The following is a 19,903-nucleotide window of genomic DNA, read 5'->3' as shown; positions in this document are numbered from 1 at the left end:
TAATGTTGGTAGTTCGAGATTAAAGTTTGATTAACCAAACAAATTAACGCGTTACTTTTACTGCCAGTTTTAGTGTTTTCATTACAATCATCTTCTATTCTCCTTGGTTATTAATATGGTTAGGCTTTGCATAAAAAGCGAGTGCAGTTTAACAAAAAGCCACGATGGCGAGAAGTCATCGTGGCTTATTTTGTCTAATTTTTCACTGATGTGCTTTGGCTCTTGATAAGCCTCATTGAGCATCAGTTTCTAGAATTAGTGATGATCGTGATTCATCTTTTTCATGCCGCTCATCACTTTCTTCACTGGTGCGTCGAAGGTCTGCGTTTCACCATTGGCGAAAGTCAGTGTCATCTCGATTTGCTCACCTTCTTTTAGGCTGCTTGCTAGGTCGAACAACATGATGTGTAGGCTACCCGGTTTAAGTACCGCTTCACCGTTTGCAGGGATGGTGATCTCTTGAACTTGGCGCATTTTCATAACATCGCCATCCATGATTACATCATGAAGTTCTACTTTACCTGCTGCAGGTGTTGTTGCAGAAACAATAGCGCGATCTTTATCGCTGTGGTTCATCAGAGTCGTGAACACCGCGCTGTTCACTGCTGAAGGCGGGGTTGCACGAGCGTACGCGTCATGAACCATAATATCGCTACTAGCCTGAGCAAAAGGGGTGAGCAATAAGCCTGCTAGAGCAAGTGCTTTTAACTTCATGTTGTTGTCCTTAATTTTTATGTTTTGGTCTGGGACCTGACTTTATGTTTGAACTTTATTGGTTAAGTTCTTTGTTTTTACGTTTTACTGCGTCAGCTTGTTGATAGCCTCAACAATTGGTGCTGGCGTTAACGTATGCGGTACTTTGGTAATCAAAGTACCGTCGGGCTTTAAAAAATAAAAATATGAGCTGTGGTCTAGGGTGTATTCCAACTCTGAACCTTCAAGCTTGGTCTTTCTGAAAATAACGCCGTAGTTATGAGCCAGAGTCGTTGTGATATCCAATGGACCACTTAGTCCTTCCATCATCGGGTGGAAGTATTGCGCGTATTCATACGAGGCTTCAGCGGCATCACGTTCAGGATCGAGAGAAACAAACATTGGGCGAATCTTGGCTTTTGCTTCATCAGAAACTTGGTTAAGTGCTCCGGCCAACATAGCCAAAGAAGTAGGGCATACATCTGGGCAACGTGTGAAACCGAAGTAAACGATACGAATTCTGTCATCGGTTTGGTCAAAGATTTCCGTTGGTTGGTTGTCTTTGCCGAAAAGAGTCGTTGCGGAGAACTCTTGTTTTGCAGCGTGTTGTTCTTGAACTTCGTTTTGCCCATCAAGATAGCTTTTGACACCAAAGCCAAGTACAAAAGCGACAACCAACGCTAACGACCAATTTCTACTCATCTTGCCATCCTTATTGCAGGGTTTACAGTATCGACACCATCAGTGAGTTCACCGATCCATGTCATTTTATCTAAAGTACATACAGGTAAAATCACATCACCTTCATAGGTATTGTTGCCAATGCTCTTTAATTGAAAACGCGCTGATCCCATTTCCATTTCTAAACCGGTGAGCGATAACATCAGTGTCTCAGATGCAGCACCTTCCCAAACGACCTTTATCTTTGTGGGTAGAAGAGGTTGCGCGGTTTCGCGATCAAGCGACATTGAAATGGATTCCTGCTCACACGATATGGTTGAAAGCATGCAGTAGTCATCCAAGTTGACTTCGGCAGTTGAGTGCTCAATGACCGACTTAAATTTTTGAAATACTTGCGGCCCATAAAAACCTGCCACGAGAGCAATGCCAAGAGCCACCACCTTTAATGCAGAGTGCATGTCGTGTTCTCATCTAATTTTATAAGAGCGGCGATATTATCATACCCCTCAATACGTGCTTGTATCAAAAAGCAATTTTGTGCGTATGGTAGAACTAAAAAAGCGAAGCCATTGGCTTCGCTTTTGTCTGTTTAATAGATATGTGAGCTTAGTATTTCTAAGTTCTATCCATTCTGAACATGTTCCAGAAATACGTTGAATGATTAGTCAGCGTTACGCTCTGCGAACTTCTCCAGTCCTAAAACCAATGCAATCGCAGCAAACATCATCACAATCGCCATGACCAACTGAGAAGGCTGAGAGGTTACCGCTTCAAAATCAAACGGTGATAGGTTTTCTTGAATCAGAGGAACTTGTTCACCTTTTGAGTTTGTGCGCCAGCTGATGGTCTCTTTCCAAGGCCAGATCTTAGGCAGCGTACCGATCATCAAACCGGTTAAGAATACCAATGTGAAGTCGCGGAATGAACGCAATAGCCAAGACAGTACATGTGAGAAAGTCAGCAGTCCGATCACACAGCCCGCAAGGAATAGCGCAAGTACATCGACTTGAAATGATTTAACGGCGCCAAGCACGGGGCCATACATACCAATCAATAGCAGAATGAAGCTTCCCGAGATACCCGGCAAAATCATCGCACAGATAGCAATCGCACCCGCAATGAGGATATTGATACTGGTAGGCTCCATTTGCAGCGGCTTAAGCACGGTAATGCTATAGGCGAAAGCAACGCCAAGCAGCAAAAACACGAATCGAATCATATCGCGCTTCTCTACTTGCTTAAGAATATGGAAAACCGACACCAAGATCAGGCCAAAGAAGAAAGACCACAGTGGAACGGGGTGGGTGACTAATAACCAAGAAATCAGTTTTGCAAATGTCGCAATGCTCGTGAATACGCCTGCGAACAGTGAAATCAGGAAGAAACCATTGATGTGGTTAAACGCGGCTTTGAAGCCTTCGCGTTTCCATAAGCCAAGTACGCTAGGGTTAATCCTGCGAATGCTTTCTAGCAGCGTATCGTAGATACCAGTGATGAATGCGATGGTTCCGCCCGACACGCCAGGAACAACGTCTGCTGCGCCCATAGCCATGCCTTTGAAAAAAGTACTTAAGTAGTTCATTGCTTCATAGAGTTGAGGATGATTTTGTGCAGTATACAAACTTTAGTGTAAAAAAAGTATGAATATGCTTTTGGGGAAAGGCTTTTATTACTCTATTAATTGTAACGCAATAAGTTGAAGTGAATATTTGCCTAACATTTAGATAACAACCACTTAGTGATTTGTCATTAACAGCAGCGATGAAACTGATCTCTTATCGATATTGCATCTTGGTTGCATTATGCAAATGCACTTTGCAATTCGCATGATAAATTCATGGTTTTTATGCGATGCAGGGCTTATAAAACGTCGAATAAAAGTTGGCACGCTAACTGCATTATATACATTGACCCTTCTTAAGCCGAGGGTCACCTAGCCAACTGACGTTGTTAGTGAACTTATGATTTGTTCACAAATATATAGAGCCAATCGCGATTATTGCGGTTGGCTATTTTTTTGCCTGTCGTTTGGCTATCTGCTATTTCCCCCATGTTCCAAGCAAAAAAAAGCCAGCCACCACCGGTGACTAGCTTATGTTTTTCTCGAATCTCGAATCTCGAATCTCGAATCTCGAACCCGCTTTAATATCCCATCAACTGCAGCAAGTTCTCCGCTGTGCTGATTGCTTCTTTACGGTTAGCAATGTTGAGTTTTTGGTAAAGGTTACGGATGTGAGTCTTGATCGTGGTACCCGCTACATCGAGTTCTTGAGCGATCTGCTCATTACTGAATCCTGAATAGATCAGACCAAGCACTTGCCATTCACGCTGGGTGAGTGGGCTAGTACGCACCAGCTCAGGAATATTCGGGTGATTAACCAAGTTCTCAACAAAGTCTTCATCGAAATGCACCGAACGACTGCGTTGCGTAGTTGAAATATCCTTCATGATTTGTTGCGCGCGGTGACGTTCTAAATCACCCAGACCAGGCTTGTTGCTCAACTTATCTAAGATATGCCCGATAGTCCCACCGTCTACTAAGAAGTTACCGACCATACCGGTTTGGTTAGTCATATGAAGCGCTTCTTCAAGCAGTACTCGTGCGCTGTCTTCATCGTTAATTTGTGTGCGTAACACGGCTTCAACGATCAAGTTGCGGTTGGTGTCTGTAATCAGGTGCGAACGCTGGGCTTCACTCTTAAGGAAAGTCAGCGCTTCTTCAGCTTCTTCGTATTGCTCAAGGATGATGTGAGCACGAACGATGTTTCGCCACTGAAGTTGGCAGAAGTGGTTACTTGCCGATTCAGGTCGAACAGCCACACTCAACCAATCACGTATCGCTTCTTTATCGCCTTTTACTTGCCAGAAAAGAATCAAAGAAAGAGAAGCGTTCGCCGTCCAATCTACGTGGTAAGTCGATTGACGTAATAAGTGCTGAATCTGGTCAATAAACTTCGACGCTTTATCAATCTCGCCGCGGCTCAATGAAATACGAGCCAACATAGAATAGCTGTGCAGGTGTTTACTCGGAGAGTGGTGGCCAAGGATATCTAATCCTTTGTAGCAACACTCTTCCGCTTCATCTAGTCGGTTCCAACACCAGAATATTTGAGCGCGAACACGCAGTAAGAACTCATGCAGAGGTACGTACTGAAGTTGGTGCTCTTCAATCAATTTGAATGCACTGTCTTGTAGTTCAAATGCAGCTTGAACATAACCTTGAGCAATCAAGATTTCGCTTTGTTGCAGAATCGCCCACAGAGCTTGATGATAAACTTGATACTGGCGTGCCAGTTTTTCTGTTTGTTGCATCATCGGTAGCGCACGGCTTAGGTTACCCATTACGTGATTCACTTCGCCCACAACCGAGGTGGCGACAATGCGGCTACGATAAACGGTGGTGTTCAACTGACTCAACGAAAGCTCAGCCAATTCCAATGCTTTCTCAGGCTCATTGCTGTTAATGGCAACTTGTGCACGTAAGGCGTTGTATTGGCCTTGCTGCTGAGTATCGAGTTCAATGTTTCGAGCTTGATATTGAGTCTCAGCCTCTTCCAACAAAGTACCCACTTGGTCATAACGGTGCTGACTTTGTGCCAACCACGCGCGTAGCATCGAAAGCTTTGGCTCGCTGTAGAGTTGATCGGTAGTCAGTTGCTTGATCGCCATCTCTAGTGACGACAGCTCACCTTGGTTGAACATCGGCCAACCGTGTTCAGTCAGGATTTGAATGATCAGTTCTGGATCTTCAGCGCGCTGCGCGTGACGTAGTGCTTGGTGTGGTGTGTTTTGCTTGATCCACGCTTTTGCAGCACTTCGATGCAGTTCTGCTTCTTGCTGAGGAATTCGAGCTTGGCGCTCATGTGCGAGGAACTCACCAAACAAGTTATGGAAGCGATACCAGTTCTTTTCACCTTCAAGAGGGTAAATGAACAAACCAAAACGGTTGAGTGATTCGATCATACCTAACGCATCTTCACGCTGTGTAAGTGCACACACAAGTTCATCGTTGAAGTGATCAAGCACAGAACATTGCATCAAGAACTGTCGGGTTTCTTTGTCTAGTAGGTCGAATACTTCTTCAACCAAGTAGTCCCAAAGATGGGCGTGGTTAAAGTGAGAGAATGACTCTGCGGACTGTGCAAGAGTGCGTTTTTGGTGTTGTGCTTGTAGCGCGATAAGTTGCAGTGCAGAAGGCCAACCTTCTACATAACTACAAATGCTATCTGCCGTGGTGTCATCAATGCCGTCGGCTACGCGTTGGTTGAAAAAGCGTGTGGTTTCTTCGGTATCAAACGCCAACGAGTCATTACCTAATTCGATCATTAAGTCACGAACGCGCAGGTTTGCTGTACCAAGTGGTGGCGTACCACGACTGGTGACAACCAACGTTAGGTTATCGGGCATGTGTTTGAGGAAGAAGCGCATGGCTTCGTGGATGTCGTCATTGTTGACCAAGTGATAGTCATCCAACACCAGAAAGCACTCGTGATGGAATTCCGACATCTCGGCAAATACTTCACTTAATAAAGAATGCAGCGATGAAAACTGTCGCTTTTCTGCCAGTTTTTGGGCATTCGGACAGGCATTTTGAGTCGCTTTATTAAGTGATTGAAGTAGGTAGTTGATAAAGCGGAAGGCATCATTGTCGCTATCATCAATGCTGTACCAACCCACATTAGGTTTATCTACCAACCATTGTGCAGCCATGGTGGTTTTGCCGTAGCCCGCTGGAGAGCGGAACAACACAAGCTTATAGCAATCTGCATTGTGAAGCAGATCGAGAACCCTAGGTCGTAGGATTGCATTATGTAAGCGGCCGGGACGAGTCAGTTTCGAAGGGATCCACATATCGAAGTTTTACACCTATTCCGTGGCTATGTTCTGGAATATCCCAATCTATCGTTGAGTGCACTCCAATGACATGAGCCTAATTACTTAAGTCTTTACTCATATTACGTGAAGCCAAACGTTACCGACTACGATCCTCCTCAGAAACCTTGCACTCCTGCATGTTTTTGGGTGTCTACGCCCTTTATTTGAGACTTTGCTCACGTTGCGGGTTGGTTTGTGAATGTGACTTCGTTCATCCCTACACGGGAATCAATGCAAAAGATGAGAGTTGGAAATTATTTTCGTGATCTGAAACTCAGATTTGGCAATGACTTTAAATGGGTTAAATAAAAGTCACATCAATTGAAGTTAAGTTATCGAACGGGAGCTTGTGATCTTAGTCACTCCAAGTTTTTGTTCGCAGTCAGAACATGAGAGTCAGATCACTAACCCTAAGTCGGTACGCCCCCTACGCCCTCCCATCTACTCCTAGGCAGTTGCATTAGCGGGAGGATGTTTAGTTTATGGTGACCATGCACGATATGTCACAGATGAATTAGAACTATTAAAAGCGAGATTTCTGAAATGAAACCAACTCAGCAAAAAACTTTCGATAAAGTGTCATTCCAAGAGAGTGTTAAGAAACATTTATCTGCAACCTACGCAACAACGATTGAAAACGCAGATAGCCGCGCATGGTACCTAGCAATGGGGCGTGCGCTAGCAGAACTCACAACATTTGATCTGTTAGAAACTGAAAATGACGAAAAAATTAAGAACGCGAAGAGCGTAAACTACCTTTCATTAGAGTTTTTGATTGGTCGTTTAACCGGTAATAACCTGATCAGCATGGGTCTGTATGAACAGATCACTCATGCAATGGAAGAGCTAGGTCAAAACCTAACTGATCTTCTAGAAGAAGAGCGCGACCCATCACTAGGTAATGGTGGTCTTGGTCGTCTAGCCGCTTGTTTTATGGATTCTTGTGCCGCTCAAGAATACCCAACAGTAGGCTACGGTCTTCACTACGAATACGGTCTATTCAAACAGTCTTTCCAAGACGGTCGTCAGCAAGAAGCACCTGACGCATGGCGTGGTGTTGAAGGTTACCCATGGGAAGTAGCTCGTCCAGAACTAGCACAACACATTGGTTTTTACGGTCATGTAGACGTTGAATTCATCGACGGTAAAGAAGTACGTACTTGGGTTCCAGGTATGGAAGTAAAAGCAATGCCTTGGGATCTACCAATCGTAGGTTACGAGTCAAGCACGGTTTACCCGCTGCGTCTTTGGGAATGTCAGGCAATTGCACCATTCTCACTAGCAAGCTTCAACAACGGTGATTACTTCGAAGCGCAACACTCGCTAATCGATGCAGGTAACATCACTAAGGTTCTTTACCCGAACGATAACCACGAGAAAGGTAAGACACTGCGTCTAATGCAGCAGTACTTCCATTCAGCAGCATCGGTTCGCGATATTCTACGTCGCCACGAAGCAGCAGGTTTCTCTCTAGAAGATCTGCCTAAGCAAGAAACGATTCAGCTGAACGATACACACCCAACGATCGCGATTCCTGAGCTAATGCGCATCCTGATTGACGAGAAAGGTCTATCTTGGGATCAAGCATGGGAAATCAGTGCTCATACGTTCGCCTACACGAACCACACACTACTTCCTGAAGCGCTAGAGACTTGGTCTGAATCACTGATTAACCGTCTTCTTCCACGTCACATGGAAATCATTTTTGAAATCAACCACCGCTTCATGCAAGAAGTTCGCAAGATGTGGCCTGGTGACGGTGAGAAGCAAGCGAAGCTTTCTATCATCCAAGAAGGTTTCCACCGCATGGTTCGCATGGCAAACCTATGTGTGATTGGTTCTTACAAAGTAAACGGCGTAGCTGCGCTTCACTCTCAACTGGTTAAGAAAGACTTGTTCCCTGAGTTCAACGAGATCTTCCCAGGCAAACTGACTAACGTAACGAACGGCATCACGCCACGTCGTTGGTTGAAGTTCTGTAACCCAGGTCTATCTACGCTAATTACAGGTAAGATCGGTACTGAGTGGCCTGCAAAACTTGAGCAGCTAGAGGGCATCGCTAAGTTTGCAACAGACGCGAAATTCCAAAAAGAATTCATGGCTGTTAAGAAAGAAAACAAACAGCGCCTTGCTGATTGGGTTCAAGAGAACATGGGTATCGAGCTAGATACTAACGCTATCTTCGACGTTCAAATCAAGCGTCTACACGAATACAAGCGTCAGCACCTAGACTTGCTACACATTCTATCTCTGTACCACCGCATTCTTAACGAACCTGGTTTCGAGTGTGAGCCACGCGTATGTTTCTTCGCAGCGAAAGCAGCTCCGGGTTACCACCTAGCGAAAGAAATCATCTTCGCAGTTAACAAGATTGCAGAGAAGATCAACAACGATCCTCGCATCGGTAACAAGCTTAAAGTGGTATTCATCCCTGACTACCGTGTAAGCATGGCTGAAATCATCATCCCTGCAGCAGACGTTTCTCAGCAAATCTCACTGGCTGGTAAAGAAGCATCAGGTACGGGCAACATGAAGATGGCTCTAAACGGCGCTCTAACTATCGGTACGATGGATGGCGCGAACGTTGAGATTCGTGAAGAAGTGGGCGATGAGAACATCTACATCTTCGGCCTAGACGTTGATGGTGTTCAAGCACTGAAAGCTCAGGGCTACAACCCATACGACTACTACAATGCAGACCCACTACTGAAAGCATCTCTAGATCTATTGACTGGCGATGAGTTCACTCCAGGTCAACCTGGTCTTCTGCGTGCAACGTTTGATAGCCTGCTAGACGGTGGTGACCCTTACCTATGTCTTGCTGACTTCGCATCTTACGTGAAAGCGCACGAAGACATGGGCACGCAATACAAAGACCAAGCAGGTTGGGCTAAGAAAGCAATTCTTAACACAGCATTGGTTGGTAAGTTCACATCAGACCGCTCTATCCGCGACTACGTGAACAACATCTGGAAACTTGAAGCGGTTAACCGTTAATACTTCCAAAGTAGCCAAGGCAGTTTCTGCCTTGGCTCAATTAGCTTGTGAGCAAACGAAAGGCTTAAAGGTTTCGTTTATAAACAAGCTGCTTACAAACCGATTGTCACAAGCTAATTGATTAGTAAAAATTAAATTAACAACCCTACAAAATAGAAAGCGTCAGAACGTTTTCGGAGAGAGCGATGAAAGAACAGACCGTATTAAAACAAGTCGCAGAAATGGCAAACATTGCCGACAGTTACGTTAGTGCGTGGGGCGATGAAGCACAAGTATCAGACGAGACGATCACGTCTCTATTGGCTTCGTTGGGCTACGATACAAGCAGCGATGATGCACTGCTTAAGTCAGCAGAAAGAAAACACAAAAAAGATGTACTAGACCCAGTTCTTGTCTTGCGTGACGGTGAGCCAGTAGAAGTGGCGCTTAATCTAGGTGTAAGTGCTCGTGAAAGTGAGTTCAGCTGGCGCTTAGAAACCGAGCAAGGAGAGGTACTTGAAGGCTATCTTCAATCTCAAGTCATTCGTGACGAGCGTGCCGAGGGTGGCCCTTTAGTGTTTGCATTGCCAAGTGATTTGGCATGGGGTTATCACAAGCTCATTGTGAGCCGTAAGCGCCGTAAGAAGCCTTACGAGATGACACTGATTATTACGCCAAAAGCGTGTTTCAAGCAGTCACCAATCGAGCAAGGCAAAAAGCTTTGGGGACCCAGTGTTCAACTTTATACCCTAAGAACTCAGCATAACTGGGGTATTGGTGATTTCGGAGACCTAAAACAGCTTGTTGCGGATATCGCTTCTCGTGGTGGTGACTTCGTTGGTCTAAACCCAATTCACTCATTGTTCCCTGCGAACCCTGAAGGTGCGAGCCCATATAGCCCATCTTCTCGTCGCTGGTTGAACATCTTATACATTGATGTGAGTTCAGTTCCTGAATTTGCACTAAGTGCAGAAGCACAACAAACAGTCGGCAGCGCAGAGTTCCAACAGCGTCTACAAAAAGCGCGTGAAGCACACTGGGTAAACTACACCGAAGTGTCTGAGCTTAAGATGAGCATCTTGCCTCTGCTATTCGCAGAATTTAAGACTCGTCATCTAGACAAAAACAGCGACCGTGCACAAGCGTTCTTAGCCTTCGTAGAAGAGGGTGGCGATAGCCTGATGCATCAAGCGGCGTTTGATGCTCTACATGGTGAACTGCATGCAGAAGATTCTGGCATGTGGGGATGGCCGGTATTCCCTGAAAAGTACCGTACATTCGACAGCCCAGCGACACAGAAATACATCAAAGAGAACTTAGAAAACGTTCATCTGTACATGTACCTGCAATGGCTAGCAGATTGCCAGATCAACGATGCACAGTCTCTTGCAGAAGAGAAGGGCATGGCTGTTGGCCTGTACCGTGACTTAGCGGTAGGTGTTGCAGATTCAGGCAGCGAGACTTGGGCTGACGAAGGCAACCTAGTGATGGATGCGAGCATTGGTGCTCCACCTGATATTCTTGGTCCTTTGGGTCAGAACTGGGGTCTACCTCCGTTAAACCCAGAAGTGCTTCAAGAAACAAGCTACGACGCTTACATCAAGCTACTTCGTGCGAACATGAAGCACTGTGGTGCACTGCGTATCGACCACGTTTTAGGTCTACTGCGCTTGTGGTGGATTCCAAAGGGTGAGAACGCAACTAAGGGCGCGTACATCTACTACCCAGTACAAGATATGCTGTCTATTCTGGCGCTTGAATCTCACCGTTACCAATGTAGCGTTATCGGTGAAGATTTAGGAACGGTACCGGATGAGATTGTCGACATCCTTGCAGATGCTGGCGTGCACTCTTACAAAGTGTTCTTCTTCGAAACATCAGAAGATGACGGTGGTTTCATCTCACCAAAACACTACGCATCACAATCGATGGCGGCACTGTGTACTCACGATATGCCAACGCTTCGTGGCTTCTGGCACTGTGATGACCTGAAAATGGGCCAAGAGATTGGCTTATACCCAGATGCAGAACAATTAGAAACCTTGTTCGATGACCGCCTAGAGTGCAAGCAAGGTATCTTAGATTCAGTAGCATGGCATGGTTTCCTACCAGAAGGTGTGGGCCGCGATGCGAGCCAAGTACCGATGGACTCTTACCTTGCTGAGGCACTTCAACTGCACGTAGCGGCTGGTGGTTCAACACTACTGAGCGTTCAGCTAGAAGATTGGCTAGAGATGGACAAGCCAGTAAACATTCCTGGCACGGTTGATGAATACCCTAACTGGCGTCGTAAACTATCAATGAACTTGGACGAAATATTTGCTCACGAAGGCGTTAATCGTATCGCTTCTAAGCTGACTGACGTTCGAGAAAAAGCCGGTAAGTAATGACGTGAGTGACTTGAAATTAGGTGGTTTTTTGCTTACGCCGTACGAAACTACAACCTCGGTCACTCAATAATGAATGCTCATCTGGTAGAATAAACCGTCGTTATATTGCCCGCACTAATAGCGGGCATTTTTGTATTATGTTTTTTGGATGTTTGGTTAGGGAGAAACGTTTTGGAACTAAGTTCGATTTCAAAGCAAAAACAAATATATACCCAACTATCACAGGCTTGTTTCACAGACCCATTCGCGTTTTTAGGGCCATACCTACCTTCTGAGCAAGGTGCATTACGTGTGTGGATTCCTGGGGCAGATAAAGTCGAGTTGATTGTTGGAAAGGAACCTCGTATTGAGTTAGCGCGAGAGGGTGAAAGTGGTTTCATTCTTAAGCAAGAGAGAGACTTACGTTTTACTCACTATAAGCTTGCGGTTGATTGGGCTGGCGTAGAACAGATCATCGATGATCCTTACCAGTACCACGATCTGTACGCGAGTTATGAAGATCTTCATACACCGAAAGATATGTATCATCACATGGGGGCTCAGTTTATTACGCTAGAGCGTGATGGACAGACGATTTCAGGTACGCGTTTCTTGGTGTACGCACCGCATGCAACTGCGGTAAGCTTGGTGGGTAACTTCAACGCTTGGGATGGTCGCCGCCACCCAATGCAACGCCTAGATTACGGTATGTGGGGCTTATTCATTCCTGAACTGGAAGAAGGCGCTCAATACAAGTTTGAATTAAAAGGACCAAATGGCGAAGGCTTACCACACAAAGCTGACCCATGGGGTTTCTACTCTGAGCAATACCCATCGTTCTCATCTGTAACTTACGATCACGCTCGTTACCAGTGGCAAGATACTCAATGGCAAAATCGCCCGGTAACGCAAAAGCGCAAAGAAGCGCTTTCGTTCTATGAATTGCATGCAGGTTCTTGGAAGCGTAACGCTGAAGGTGAATTCTTAAATTACCGTGAGCTAGCGGCAGAGCTAATCCCATACCTAACGGATCTTGGCTACACGCACGTTGAACTAATGCCAGTTTCAGAACATCCATTCTACGGTTCTTGGGGCTATCAGCCTGTTGGTCTTTTTGCACCGACTAGCCGTTTTGGCTCTCCAGATGATTTCAAATACTTCGTCGATCAATGTCACCAAGCGGGTCTTGGCGTTGTTCTGGACTGGGTTCCTGCTCACTTCCCAAGTGATGATCACGGCCTAGCAAACTTCGATGGTACGCCATTATTCCATGATCCAGATCCACGTCGTGGTTGGCATCAAGATTGGAACTCGTACATTTACGATTTAGGCAAAGAGCATGTTCGTCGTTTCTTAGTTTCTAATGCACTGTACTGGTTCGAGCAATTCCACATTGATGGCATCCGTGTTGATGCGGTTGCTTCGATGTTGTACCTCGACTATTCGCGTAGCCATGACCAATGGATCCCGAATGCGGATGGCGGCAACGAAAACTACGACGCTATCGCAACCCTTAAGTGGATGAACGAAGAAGTGTACAAGCACTTCCCGAATGCGATGACCATTGCGGAAGAATCGACGGCGTTCCCTGGTGTTTCAGCACCGACCTTTATGGGCGGCTTAGGCTTCGGCTTTAAGTGGAACATGGGTTGGATGCACGATAGCCTGTCTTACATTCAAGAAGATCCAATCAACCGTAAGTACCACCACGATACGATTACGTTCCCGCTGGTTTACGCACACAGTGAGAACTATGTATTGTCTCTGTCTCACGATGAGGTGGTTTACGGTAAAGGTTCTATCCACAACAAGATGCCTGGTGATGAATGGCAGCAAACGGCAAACCTACGTGCTTATATGGGTTACATGTATGCGCAACCAGGTAAGAAGCTGAACTTCATGGGTGCAGAATTTGGTCAGACGGCTGAATGGAACCATGACGACCAGCTGCAATGGTTTTTGCTGGATTACGAGCGTCATCAAGGTGTTCAGCGTTTAACGAAAGACCTGAACAATCTGTACCGCTCTGAAGCTGCAATGCACGATCTTGATTTTGATCCGAAAGGCTTTGAATGGCGTCTACAGGACTCTGCTGAAGCTAGCATTCTTGCGCACGAGCGCATCAGTGAATCTGGTGAGCGAGTATTGATAGTGTCTAACTTTACGCCAGTGCCTCACGAGCATTTCCGCTTAGGTGTTCCTGCAAAAGGTGAATACGCATTGTTGTTGAATACAGACTCTGTCGACTATGCAGGCAGCGGTTTTGAAGTGAAGCAGACTGCTGAGATTGAATCTGTAGAAAGCGAAGGGCTAGACACATCGATTGAGCTGCGTTTGCCGCCGTTATCGACCGTTTTTTACAAGCTAAATTAGGTCTATAAGTTGAGCAGGTCATCGCTGCTCACTTTTCTGAAAGTCTAAAAAAGGGAACCCTAGGGTTCCCTTTTTCTATTTCAGTAAGCTGGTTAGCGTTACTTGAAGTTGGTGAGATAGAACATTGAGCGTCCGACTACCATTTCAAGGATTCGAACTGAGTTGTTGCCGAAACTGTCCAACATCTTTTCAGGAAATTCGCCGTTCGAGCTGAGGTTAAATTGCTCAGGATTCTTGATTTGCGAAGCATGGAAAAACATCAATTTAATCACGTATCGAAACTGCTCATTATCTAGAGCGGCTTGCCAAGATTGGATAAAAAGCGCTTCCGATGAAAAGTCTAGACTGTCTATAACGATCGATAGCATGTGTTCGTGAAGTACTGAGCGAATAGCGCGGGTCGACGGATAATAGCCCTGAAGCGTCGTTAAACTAATGCCAATCTCTTGAGCAATCCTTGCATAAGTTAGTGCTTCATGTCCTTCAGCCAGAAAAAGGTTTAGTACGATCTCATCGTAGTTTTTTTGATTTTCTAGTTTCTGTACTTGAGTAATTCGAGCCATTACAAATCTCTATTGAGTGTAACATTCTGTAAACGAGTATATTAAGAGCTTATGAATTAAATCTCAAACTCCAAGGGTAAATAACTGGTCAATTTATCGTTAAATATAGTCAGTATTGTGTCATTGGTTCAATTATCAATCAGATTTTGGCATAAACAAAAACACCGCCCTATTGAGCGGTGTGTTATTTAAAGTCTTTGTTTATCTATGCTAATTCAGATGACTAGAACGGATACCAAAATAACTGCGGCTCTAGAATGCGTTTCGCAATGGCTAACACCACGATAAAAGCGATGACACCTAAACAAACAAAGTCGATACGTTTCAAAGGTGCATAGCTATACCAAGTGCGAGCTTTGTGTCGGCCAAAACCTCGTAACGTCATTGCGTTAGAGATCTCGTCTGCTCGGTCCAAGCTAGAGAAAATGAGCGGGCCTAGAACCTTAGCCACATTTTTGATTCGAGTAATTAGAGGCGCTTTCTTTGAGAGCTCTACACCACGAGCCTGTTGAGCATGCATGATATTGATGAAGTCTTTCTTAACTTCTGGCAAGTAACGCAGTGTTAAGCTGACCGCATAGGCGATCTTGTAGGGAACACCGATACGGTTGAGGCTCGCAGCAAACTCCGTTGGATGCGTTGTGAAGACAAAAATCAACGCTATCGGGAACATGCTCATGTATTTGAGCGTAACAGTGACTAAGTAAAACAGAGTCTCTTGGCTCAACGAGTAGTTACCCGGCAATGTCAGCAATAAGGTCTCGCTGCCGATGAGCTCAGTACCTTGCTGTGGAGCCAGTAGGTACATGAACAGAGCATTTAGGCTTAATACACTCGCCGTTCCTAATAACAAAGGCTTGTACACGCGTACAGGCACATTGGTCAGCTTTAGCAGGTATAAACCAGTCACAATAAGCAGTGCAATCAATCTTAGGTCGAACGTAGTTAAGACCACGGTTACCCAAGCTAAGAAGAGCGCAAATTTGGTGATGCCGTTAAGTGCATGAAGCGGTGATTTTGTATCAATGTAATTGATGCCGAATTTTACTTTTGATGCGTTCATTGAGCGCTTCTCTCGTAGTCGATGAAGTACTGCATAAACGCATTGGTGTCGTCGATTTTCATCATAGTCGCGAGTTCATAAATGCTGGTGGTACAAAGATTTGCACGTTCTAGAAGTGATGGTTGGCTAAATACTTCCGTCATCGCGGCATTGGCAATCAACTTGCTGTCTGCGATTACGATTGAACGTGTGGTGTACTCGAGAACGAGGTGCATGTCGTGTGAGATGATCACAACGGTAATACCCAAATCACGATTAAGCTTTTGGATGAATGCCAGCATGGATGTGTAGTTACGGTAGTCTTGACCTGCTGTCGGCTCATCCAAGATAAGAAGCTCAGGCTCCAGCACCAAAATAGAAGCGATGGTTACTCGTTTTTTCTGACCGTAGCTCAGTGCTTCGATCGGCCAGTGGCGGAACTTACTCAGCCCACACAACTCAAGAGCATGCTCTACTTTTTCTGTGATCAGCTCTTCTGCAATGTTGCGGTTACGAAGACCAAAAGCAATCTCATCAAAAATCATATGATGCGAGATCATATGATTTGGGTTCTGCATCACGACACCGACTTTCTGGCTTCTTTCAAAGATAGAAAGCTCAGATAGGTCTTCACCATTTAGATAGGAAGAGCCTGAATCGGCATCGATCACACCCATGATGAGTTTAGTGATGGTAGATTTGCCTGAACCGTTTTTGCCTAAGATTGAAACGAACTCACCCTTACCAATCTTAAAGCTGACATCTTCGAGAGCGTTCTTTTCACCATCGTAAGAGTAAGTCAGGCCGTGGACCTCAAGCAAAGGTTGGTACTGCTTCTCGGCAACTGGAGTCGGGCGCTCTGCAAACCAAGCCTGAACCGCAGGGCGGAATCTTTTGTAATCGAGAGCTTTGAGGTTTGATAGCTTATCTTCACTGGTCAAAGGTGCTTTCGCTGCCTTCAGAGCAGATAAATAAAGTGGTTCACGAATACCGTGTGTTTCAAGCAGTTCAGAAGCTAAGATTTCATCGGGTGTCATGTCCGCGACAATTTCACCGCGCTCCATCAAGATCACTCGATCGATATCGCGATGTAGTACATCTTCAAGGCGATGCTCGATGATGACTATAGTCTTGTTGGTTTCTTTATGAAGTTGGTCGATGATTTCGATAGTCGCTTTACCCGTTTTCGGGTCAAGGCTAGCCAAAGGTTCATCAAACAACAGGATGTCAACGTCATCAACTAAGATGCCCGCTAATGACACGCGTTGTTTCTGGCCGCCGGATAAATCATGTGGCGAGCGATCAAGCATATCTGCTAAGTCGACCATTTTTGCTGTCGACTTAACCAGAGGGTACATATCAATGTTCGACACTAACTGATTTTCCAGTGCGAATGCGATGTCTTCGCCAATACTCAAACCGACAAATTGGCTATCAGTATCTTGTAATACTGTGCCAACCTGCTCGGTATAGTCGTGCATAGAAAAATCAGAAATGTTCTTACCGTTGATCTCTAGAGAGCCAGTCACCTCACCTTTGATAGCATGAGGAATCAGACCGTTAAGGCATTGACCTAGGGTAGATTTACCACTACCGCTTGGTCCAATAATGACGATTTTCTCTCCTTTCTCTATCCTTAGATTGATATTTTTTAGCGTCGGTTTATCCAGCGACTCATATCTAAAAGAGAAGTTCGAAAATGCTATAGTCATTATCGCTTATGCCTCAGTCAGGTTACGGCTTTGTTTGTTGCGTTTAGCGACTGATTTTAGGATCAGTAAGCCAACAACAGCGATCAGAACGGTGTTACCCGCAGCAATGATAGAGAGTTGAGTGAAGACTTTAGTAAACGGTTCTGCATAAAGGATGGTATCTAGGAATGCAGAGCAGCCGTAACCAACCACATTACCGGCAAGGGCAAGTATCACAAACAGCGCGAAGTCCTTCATAGGCAACTCACCTTGCTGAAGGCGGTTCTTGGTCAACATCGGGAATAAGCCGATAACCATGCCTACGATACCTGAGCCTAAAACCCAAGTTAACCACACCCCCCAGCCTGCGAACAGATCCGTTACCCAGTGACCGATAAAGCCAACTAAGAAGCCAACAATAGGGCCGAACAAAACAGAAAACAGTGCTAGAACTGCCATTGCTGGTTTCAATGTCGTGTTAGCAAACACTGGGACACCAAACATAGGTAAACCACCAATGCCGTACAGTGCCGCGCCAATGGCGATAACGACCACTGTTTTAGCTGAAAAGTTCATAGATAACCTCGAATTCTGAAAAATAAAGCAAAATAAAGAATAAATATTCGCCATTATTAATATGCGTCTCAATGAGAACGTTTTTTGGGCAAATATAAAAAATAAGGCGCGCATTATACAGTAGAACCCTTCCATAAGGGAAGGTAAGTGTCTAGATGTCTAAAATTCCATCTGAACACCTAAATATCGTGTAAAAAGCGTAATTTTACGGTTAATCCAGCAACAAAAAAGCCAGAGCGAGTCTGACTTTTTCATTCGTCTTAACAATGTGTTAAGCGGGTTCGTCACGTACCTTTGACCGTTTAGTGGTCTAGGTATAGATAGTTTTGCCAACTCTTCATGCGAATAAGGACCTTGCGCATGATTGAAACGTGGGTGAAGCTGTCAGAATAAACGGCAACTTCAACCGCGGTACCCATAGGTAAATGGTAGTCAGACAGGTCATCAGTGATGGTCATTTTAGCAAATACGCGTCCATTAGTACGAAGTGCATTGGTACCAATAAGTGTCCCGCGCGCTTGAATTTGACTCTCACCAATAGCTGGGATTATTTCATCAATGCGTCCTTTGAAAATCTTGCCTGGTAGTGCTCTGAATAAAAATTCAGCTTCGAAACCAGGATGCAGTCGTTGCAATGAGTTTTGTCTGAATGCTGCGATGTAGTATTTTTCTTCCGTATGGACAAATGTCATGACAGGAGCAAGAGGTAGCGGTACAGCCATTACGCCTGGACGCAGTGCTAGTTGTGTAACATATCCATCCGTTGGTGCTCTCACGACCGTTTGGTCAAGGTTGAATTGAGCCTTACGTAAGTCTGCAAGTAATCCTGCCACTGCGGTGTTCTCGCCACCAATTTCAGAATTTAGAGCGATCTGAGCTTGTTGTTGACTTGCTTCTGCTACTTTTACTGCTGCTTCCGATGCCTTATAAGCTTGTCTACGAGTATCCAATTGTTGTTCGGTAAACGCACCACTTTCAAAGCCACGCTTATAACGAGAAAATTCGCGTTGCGCTTTGTCTCTTTCTGCAATCGCTTTGATTTTAGCAGCTTCAGCTTCAGCAACTTGAGATTCAAGCCCAAGTGCTCCTTGGCTTGCTTCTTTTACTTTCGCTTCGAGCTTAGCGACTTCTGCTTCAAAAGGGATAGGGTCAATTTTAAAGAGGATGTCTCCTTTCTTTAAAGGAGAATTCGCCTCAACAGGAACCTCAATGACTTTACCTCTAACGCCTGAAACAATTGGAGTCGTTGAGTAAACTTGGTTGCCAAGTTGTGTGAAAGGATGGTTGTAGTTCATTAATAGGATCAATGTTCCTACGATGACCACACCACCGAGCACTGCGGTAGGCACTGTCCATTTGTTTAGTGGGATATTAAATACTTTGAAAATAGTGATACAAAGTGCCGCGTAGGTCATTATCAGTAGTAAATCCATTACTTAGCCTCCTGATCTTGAACGTTGTTTGACTCTTTTTTTGTGCTGCTTTGTTTAGTATTTGCTTGTTTGAGCTGTGCGATCTCTTCTTGAAGGGTGCTAACTTGATCGATTAAAACATCCACTCGGTGATGAATATCGTGCTGCTCTTCTTCGAGTTTTTCGAAGCCCCAGCCTCGGTCTTTCCGCCATAATGTTGCCCAAATCCATAGAAAGGGCCAAATTGTGTGCAAAGTGAATAGGCTAACCCAGCCTGAGACGTGAATTGCGTCTTGGTGAGGATGATTACGTTCTTTGGCTATTTCATAAGGGATATCGTGAATAACGATGATGCCGTAAAAGATGACTAGAGCAACGAAAATGAGTAAGCCGAGTGCAAAGTAGTCTAAAAACATAACAGATCCTTGTAATGTTAGATGTTAGTTATAAATATAGTACGCTATCATCCAAGTAATTGTTATAAAAATGATTTACTGAGTTATAAATAATGAGTGTTCGCTTCTAATGTGAGCAAAATCATTGACGAATCTTATAAAATCTCATCGCGTTTGAAGAGGCTATTTCGGCTTTCTGGTTGGTATTTTAGCTGAAATGATGACAGCTACGATTCTAAATGACGTGCACAACCACA

General features: G+C 44.9%; 14 protein-coding genes. 3 read left to right on the top strand and 11 right to left on the bottom strand.

Going from position 1 to position 19,903, the window contains the following annotated elements; translation table 11 throughout:
* Positions 1-255: 255 nt before the first annotated feature.
* The 5 genes from AB4351_RS04210 to malT form a co-directional block, all read right to left on the bottom strand.
* Positions 256-714 (bottom strand): copper chaperone PCu(A)C, encoded by a 459-nt coding sequence (locus AB4351_RS04210; protein WP_017061862.1) that lies wholly within the window; start codon positions 712-714, stop codon positions 256-258.
* An 84-nt stretch (positions 715-798) separates the two neighbouring features.
* Entirely contained in the window at positions 799-1,395 is a 597-nt protein-coding gene (locus tag AB4351_RS04205; RefSeq protein ID WP_182796044.1) for an SCO family protein, read from the bottom strand.
* Positions 1,392-1,832: a hypothetical protein gene (locus AB4351_RS04200; RefSeq protein WP_372125141.1), complete on the bottom strand. Its 441-nt coding sequence runs from the start codon at positions 1,830-1,832 to the stop codon at positions 1,392-1,394. Before AB4351_RS04200 ends, AB4351_RS04205 begins: the two co-directional genes overlap by 4 nt.
* Before the next feature lie 203 nt (positions 1,833-2,035).
* Positions 2,036-2,956 carry a DUF368 domain-containing protein gene (locus tag AB4351_RS04195; protein WP_372125139.1) on the bottom strand — a complete coding sequence of 307 codons (921 nt, stop codon included), beginning with the start codon at positions 2,954-2,956 and terminating at the stop codon, positions 2,036-2,038.
* A gap of 560 nt (positions 2,957-3,516) precedes the next feature.
* Entirely contained in the window at positions 3,517-6,225 is a 2,709-nt protein-coding gene (gene malT, locus AB4351_RS04190) for an HTH-type transcriptional regulator MalT (RefSeq protein WP_050620425.1), read from the bottom strand.
* A gap of 567 nt (positions 6,226-6,792) precedes the next feature.
* Here malT and AB4351_RS04185 point away from each other — a divergent pair.
* The 3 genes from AB4351_RS04185 (at position 6,793) to glgB (ending at position 13,967) form a co-directional block, all read left to right on the top strand.
* Positions 6,793-9,246, top strand: coding sequence for a glycogen/starch/alpha-glucan phosphorylase (locus AB4351_RS04185; RefSeq protein WP_136973658.1), 2,454 nt, complete (start codon positions 6,793-6,795; stop codon positions 9,244-9,246).
* 185 nt (positions 9,247-9,431) lie between these two features.
* Positions 9,432-11,612: a 4-alpha-glucanotransferase gene (gene malQ / locus AB4351_RS04180; RefSeq protein WP_017067441.1), complete on the top strand. Its 2,181-nt coding sequence runs from the start codon at positions 9,432-9,434 to the stop codon at positions 11,610-11,612.
* Between the two features lie 174 nt (positions 11,613-11,786).
* A complete protein-coding gene (gene glgB, locus AB4351_RS04175) occupies positions 11,787-13,967 on the top strand; it encodes a 1,4-alpha-glucan branching protein GlgB (protein WP_017064240.1) in 2,181 nt (726 codons plus the stop codon).
* Positions 13,968-14,065: 98 nt separating this feature from the next.
* Here glgB and AB4351_RS04170 read toward each other — a convergent pair whose 3' ends face one another.
* From AB4351_RS04170 to AB4351_RS04145, 6 genes are all read right to left on the bottom strand, one after another.
* Positions 14,066-14,530, bottom strand: coding sequence for a TetR/AcrR family transcriptional regulator (locus tag AB4351_RS04170; RefSeq protein ID WP_372125137.1), 465 nt, complete (start codon positions 14,528-14,530; stop codon positions 14,066-14,068).
* Positions 14,531-14,753: 223 nt separating this feature from the next.
* On the bottom strand, positions 14,754-15,593 hold the full coding sequence (locus AB4351_RS04165; RefSeq protein ID WP_017066577.1) for an energy-coupling factor transporter transmembrane protein EcfT: 840 nt from the start codon (positions 15,591-15,593) through the stop codon (positions 14,754-14,756).
* On the bottom strand, positions 15,590-17,284 hold the full coding sequence (locus tag AB4351_RS04160; RefSeq protein ID WP_017061873.1) for an ABC transporter ATP-binding protein: 1,695 nt from the start codon (positions 17,282-17,284) through the stop codon (positions 15,590-15,592). Before AB4351_RS04160 ends, AB4351_RS04165 begins: the two co-directional genes overlap by 4 nt.
* A gap of 6 nt (positions 17,285-17,290) precedes the next feature.
* Complete coding sequence (locus tag AB4351_RS04155; protein ID WP_017072411.1) at positions 17,291-17,839, bottom strand: ECF-type riboflavin transporter substrate-binding protein; 549 nt, start codon at positions 17,837-17,839, stop codon at positions 17,291-17,293.
* Between the two features lie 302 nt (positions 17,840-18,141).
* Entirely contained in the window at positions 18,142-19,272 is a 1,131-nt protein-coding gene (locus AB4351_RS04150) for an HlyD family secretion protein (protein ID WP_017061874.1), read from the bottom strand.
* Positions 19,272-19,667 (bottom strand): DUF3302 domain-containing protein, encoded by a 396-nt coding sequence (locus tag AB4351_RS04145; protein WP_017061875.1) that lies wholly within the window; start codon positions 19,665-19,667, stop codon positions 19,272-19,274. The genes AB4351_RS04150 and AB4351_RS04145 overlap by 1 nt, the downstream gene beginning before the upstream one ends.
* Positions 19,668-19,903: the final 236 nt, after the last annotated feature.

The organism is Vibrio sp. 10N.261.51.F11 (genome assembly GCF_041471665.1).
Classification (GTDB): domain Bacteria; phylum Pseudomonadota; class Gammaproteobacteria; order Enterobacterales; family Vibrionaceae; genus Vibrio; species Vibrio crassostreae_C.
Note: the sequence above shows the minus strand (reverse complement) of the source record. Positions and strands in the feature narration are given on the sequence as shown.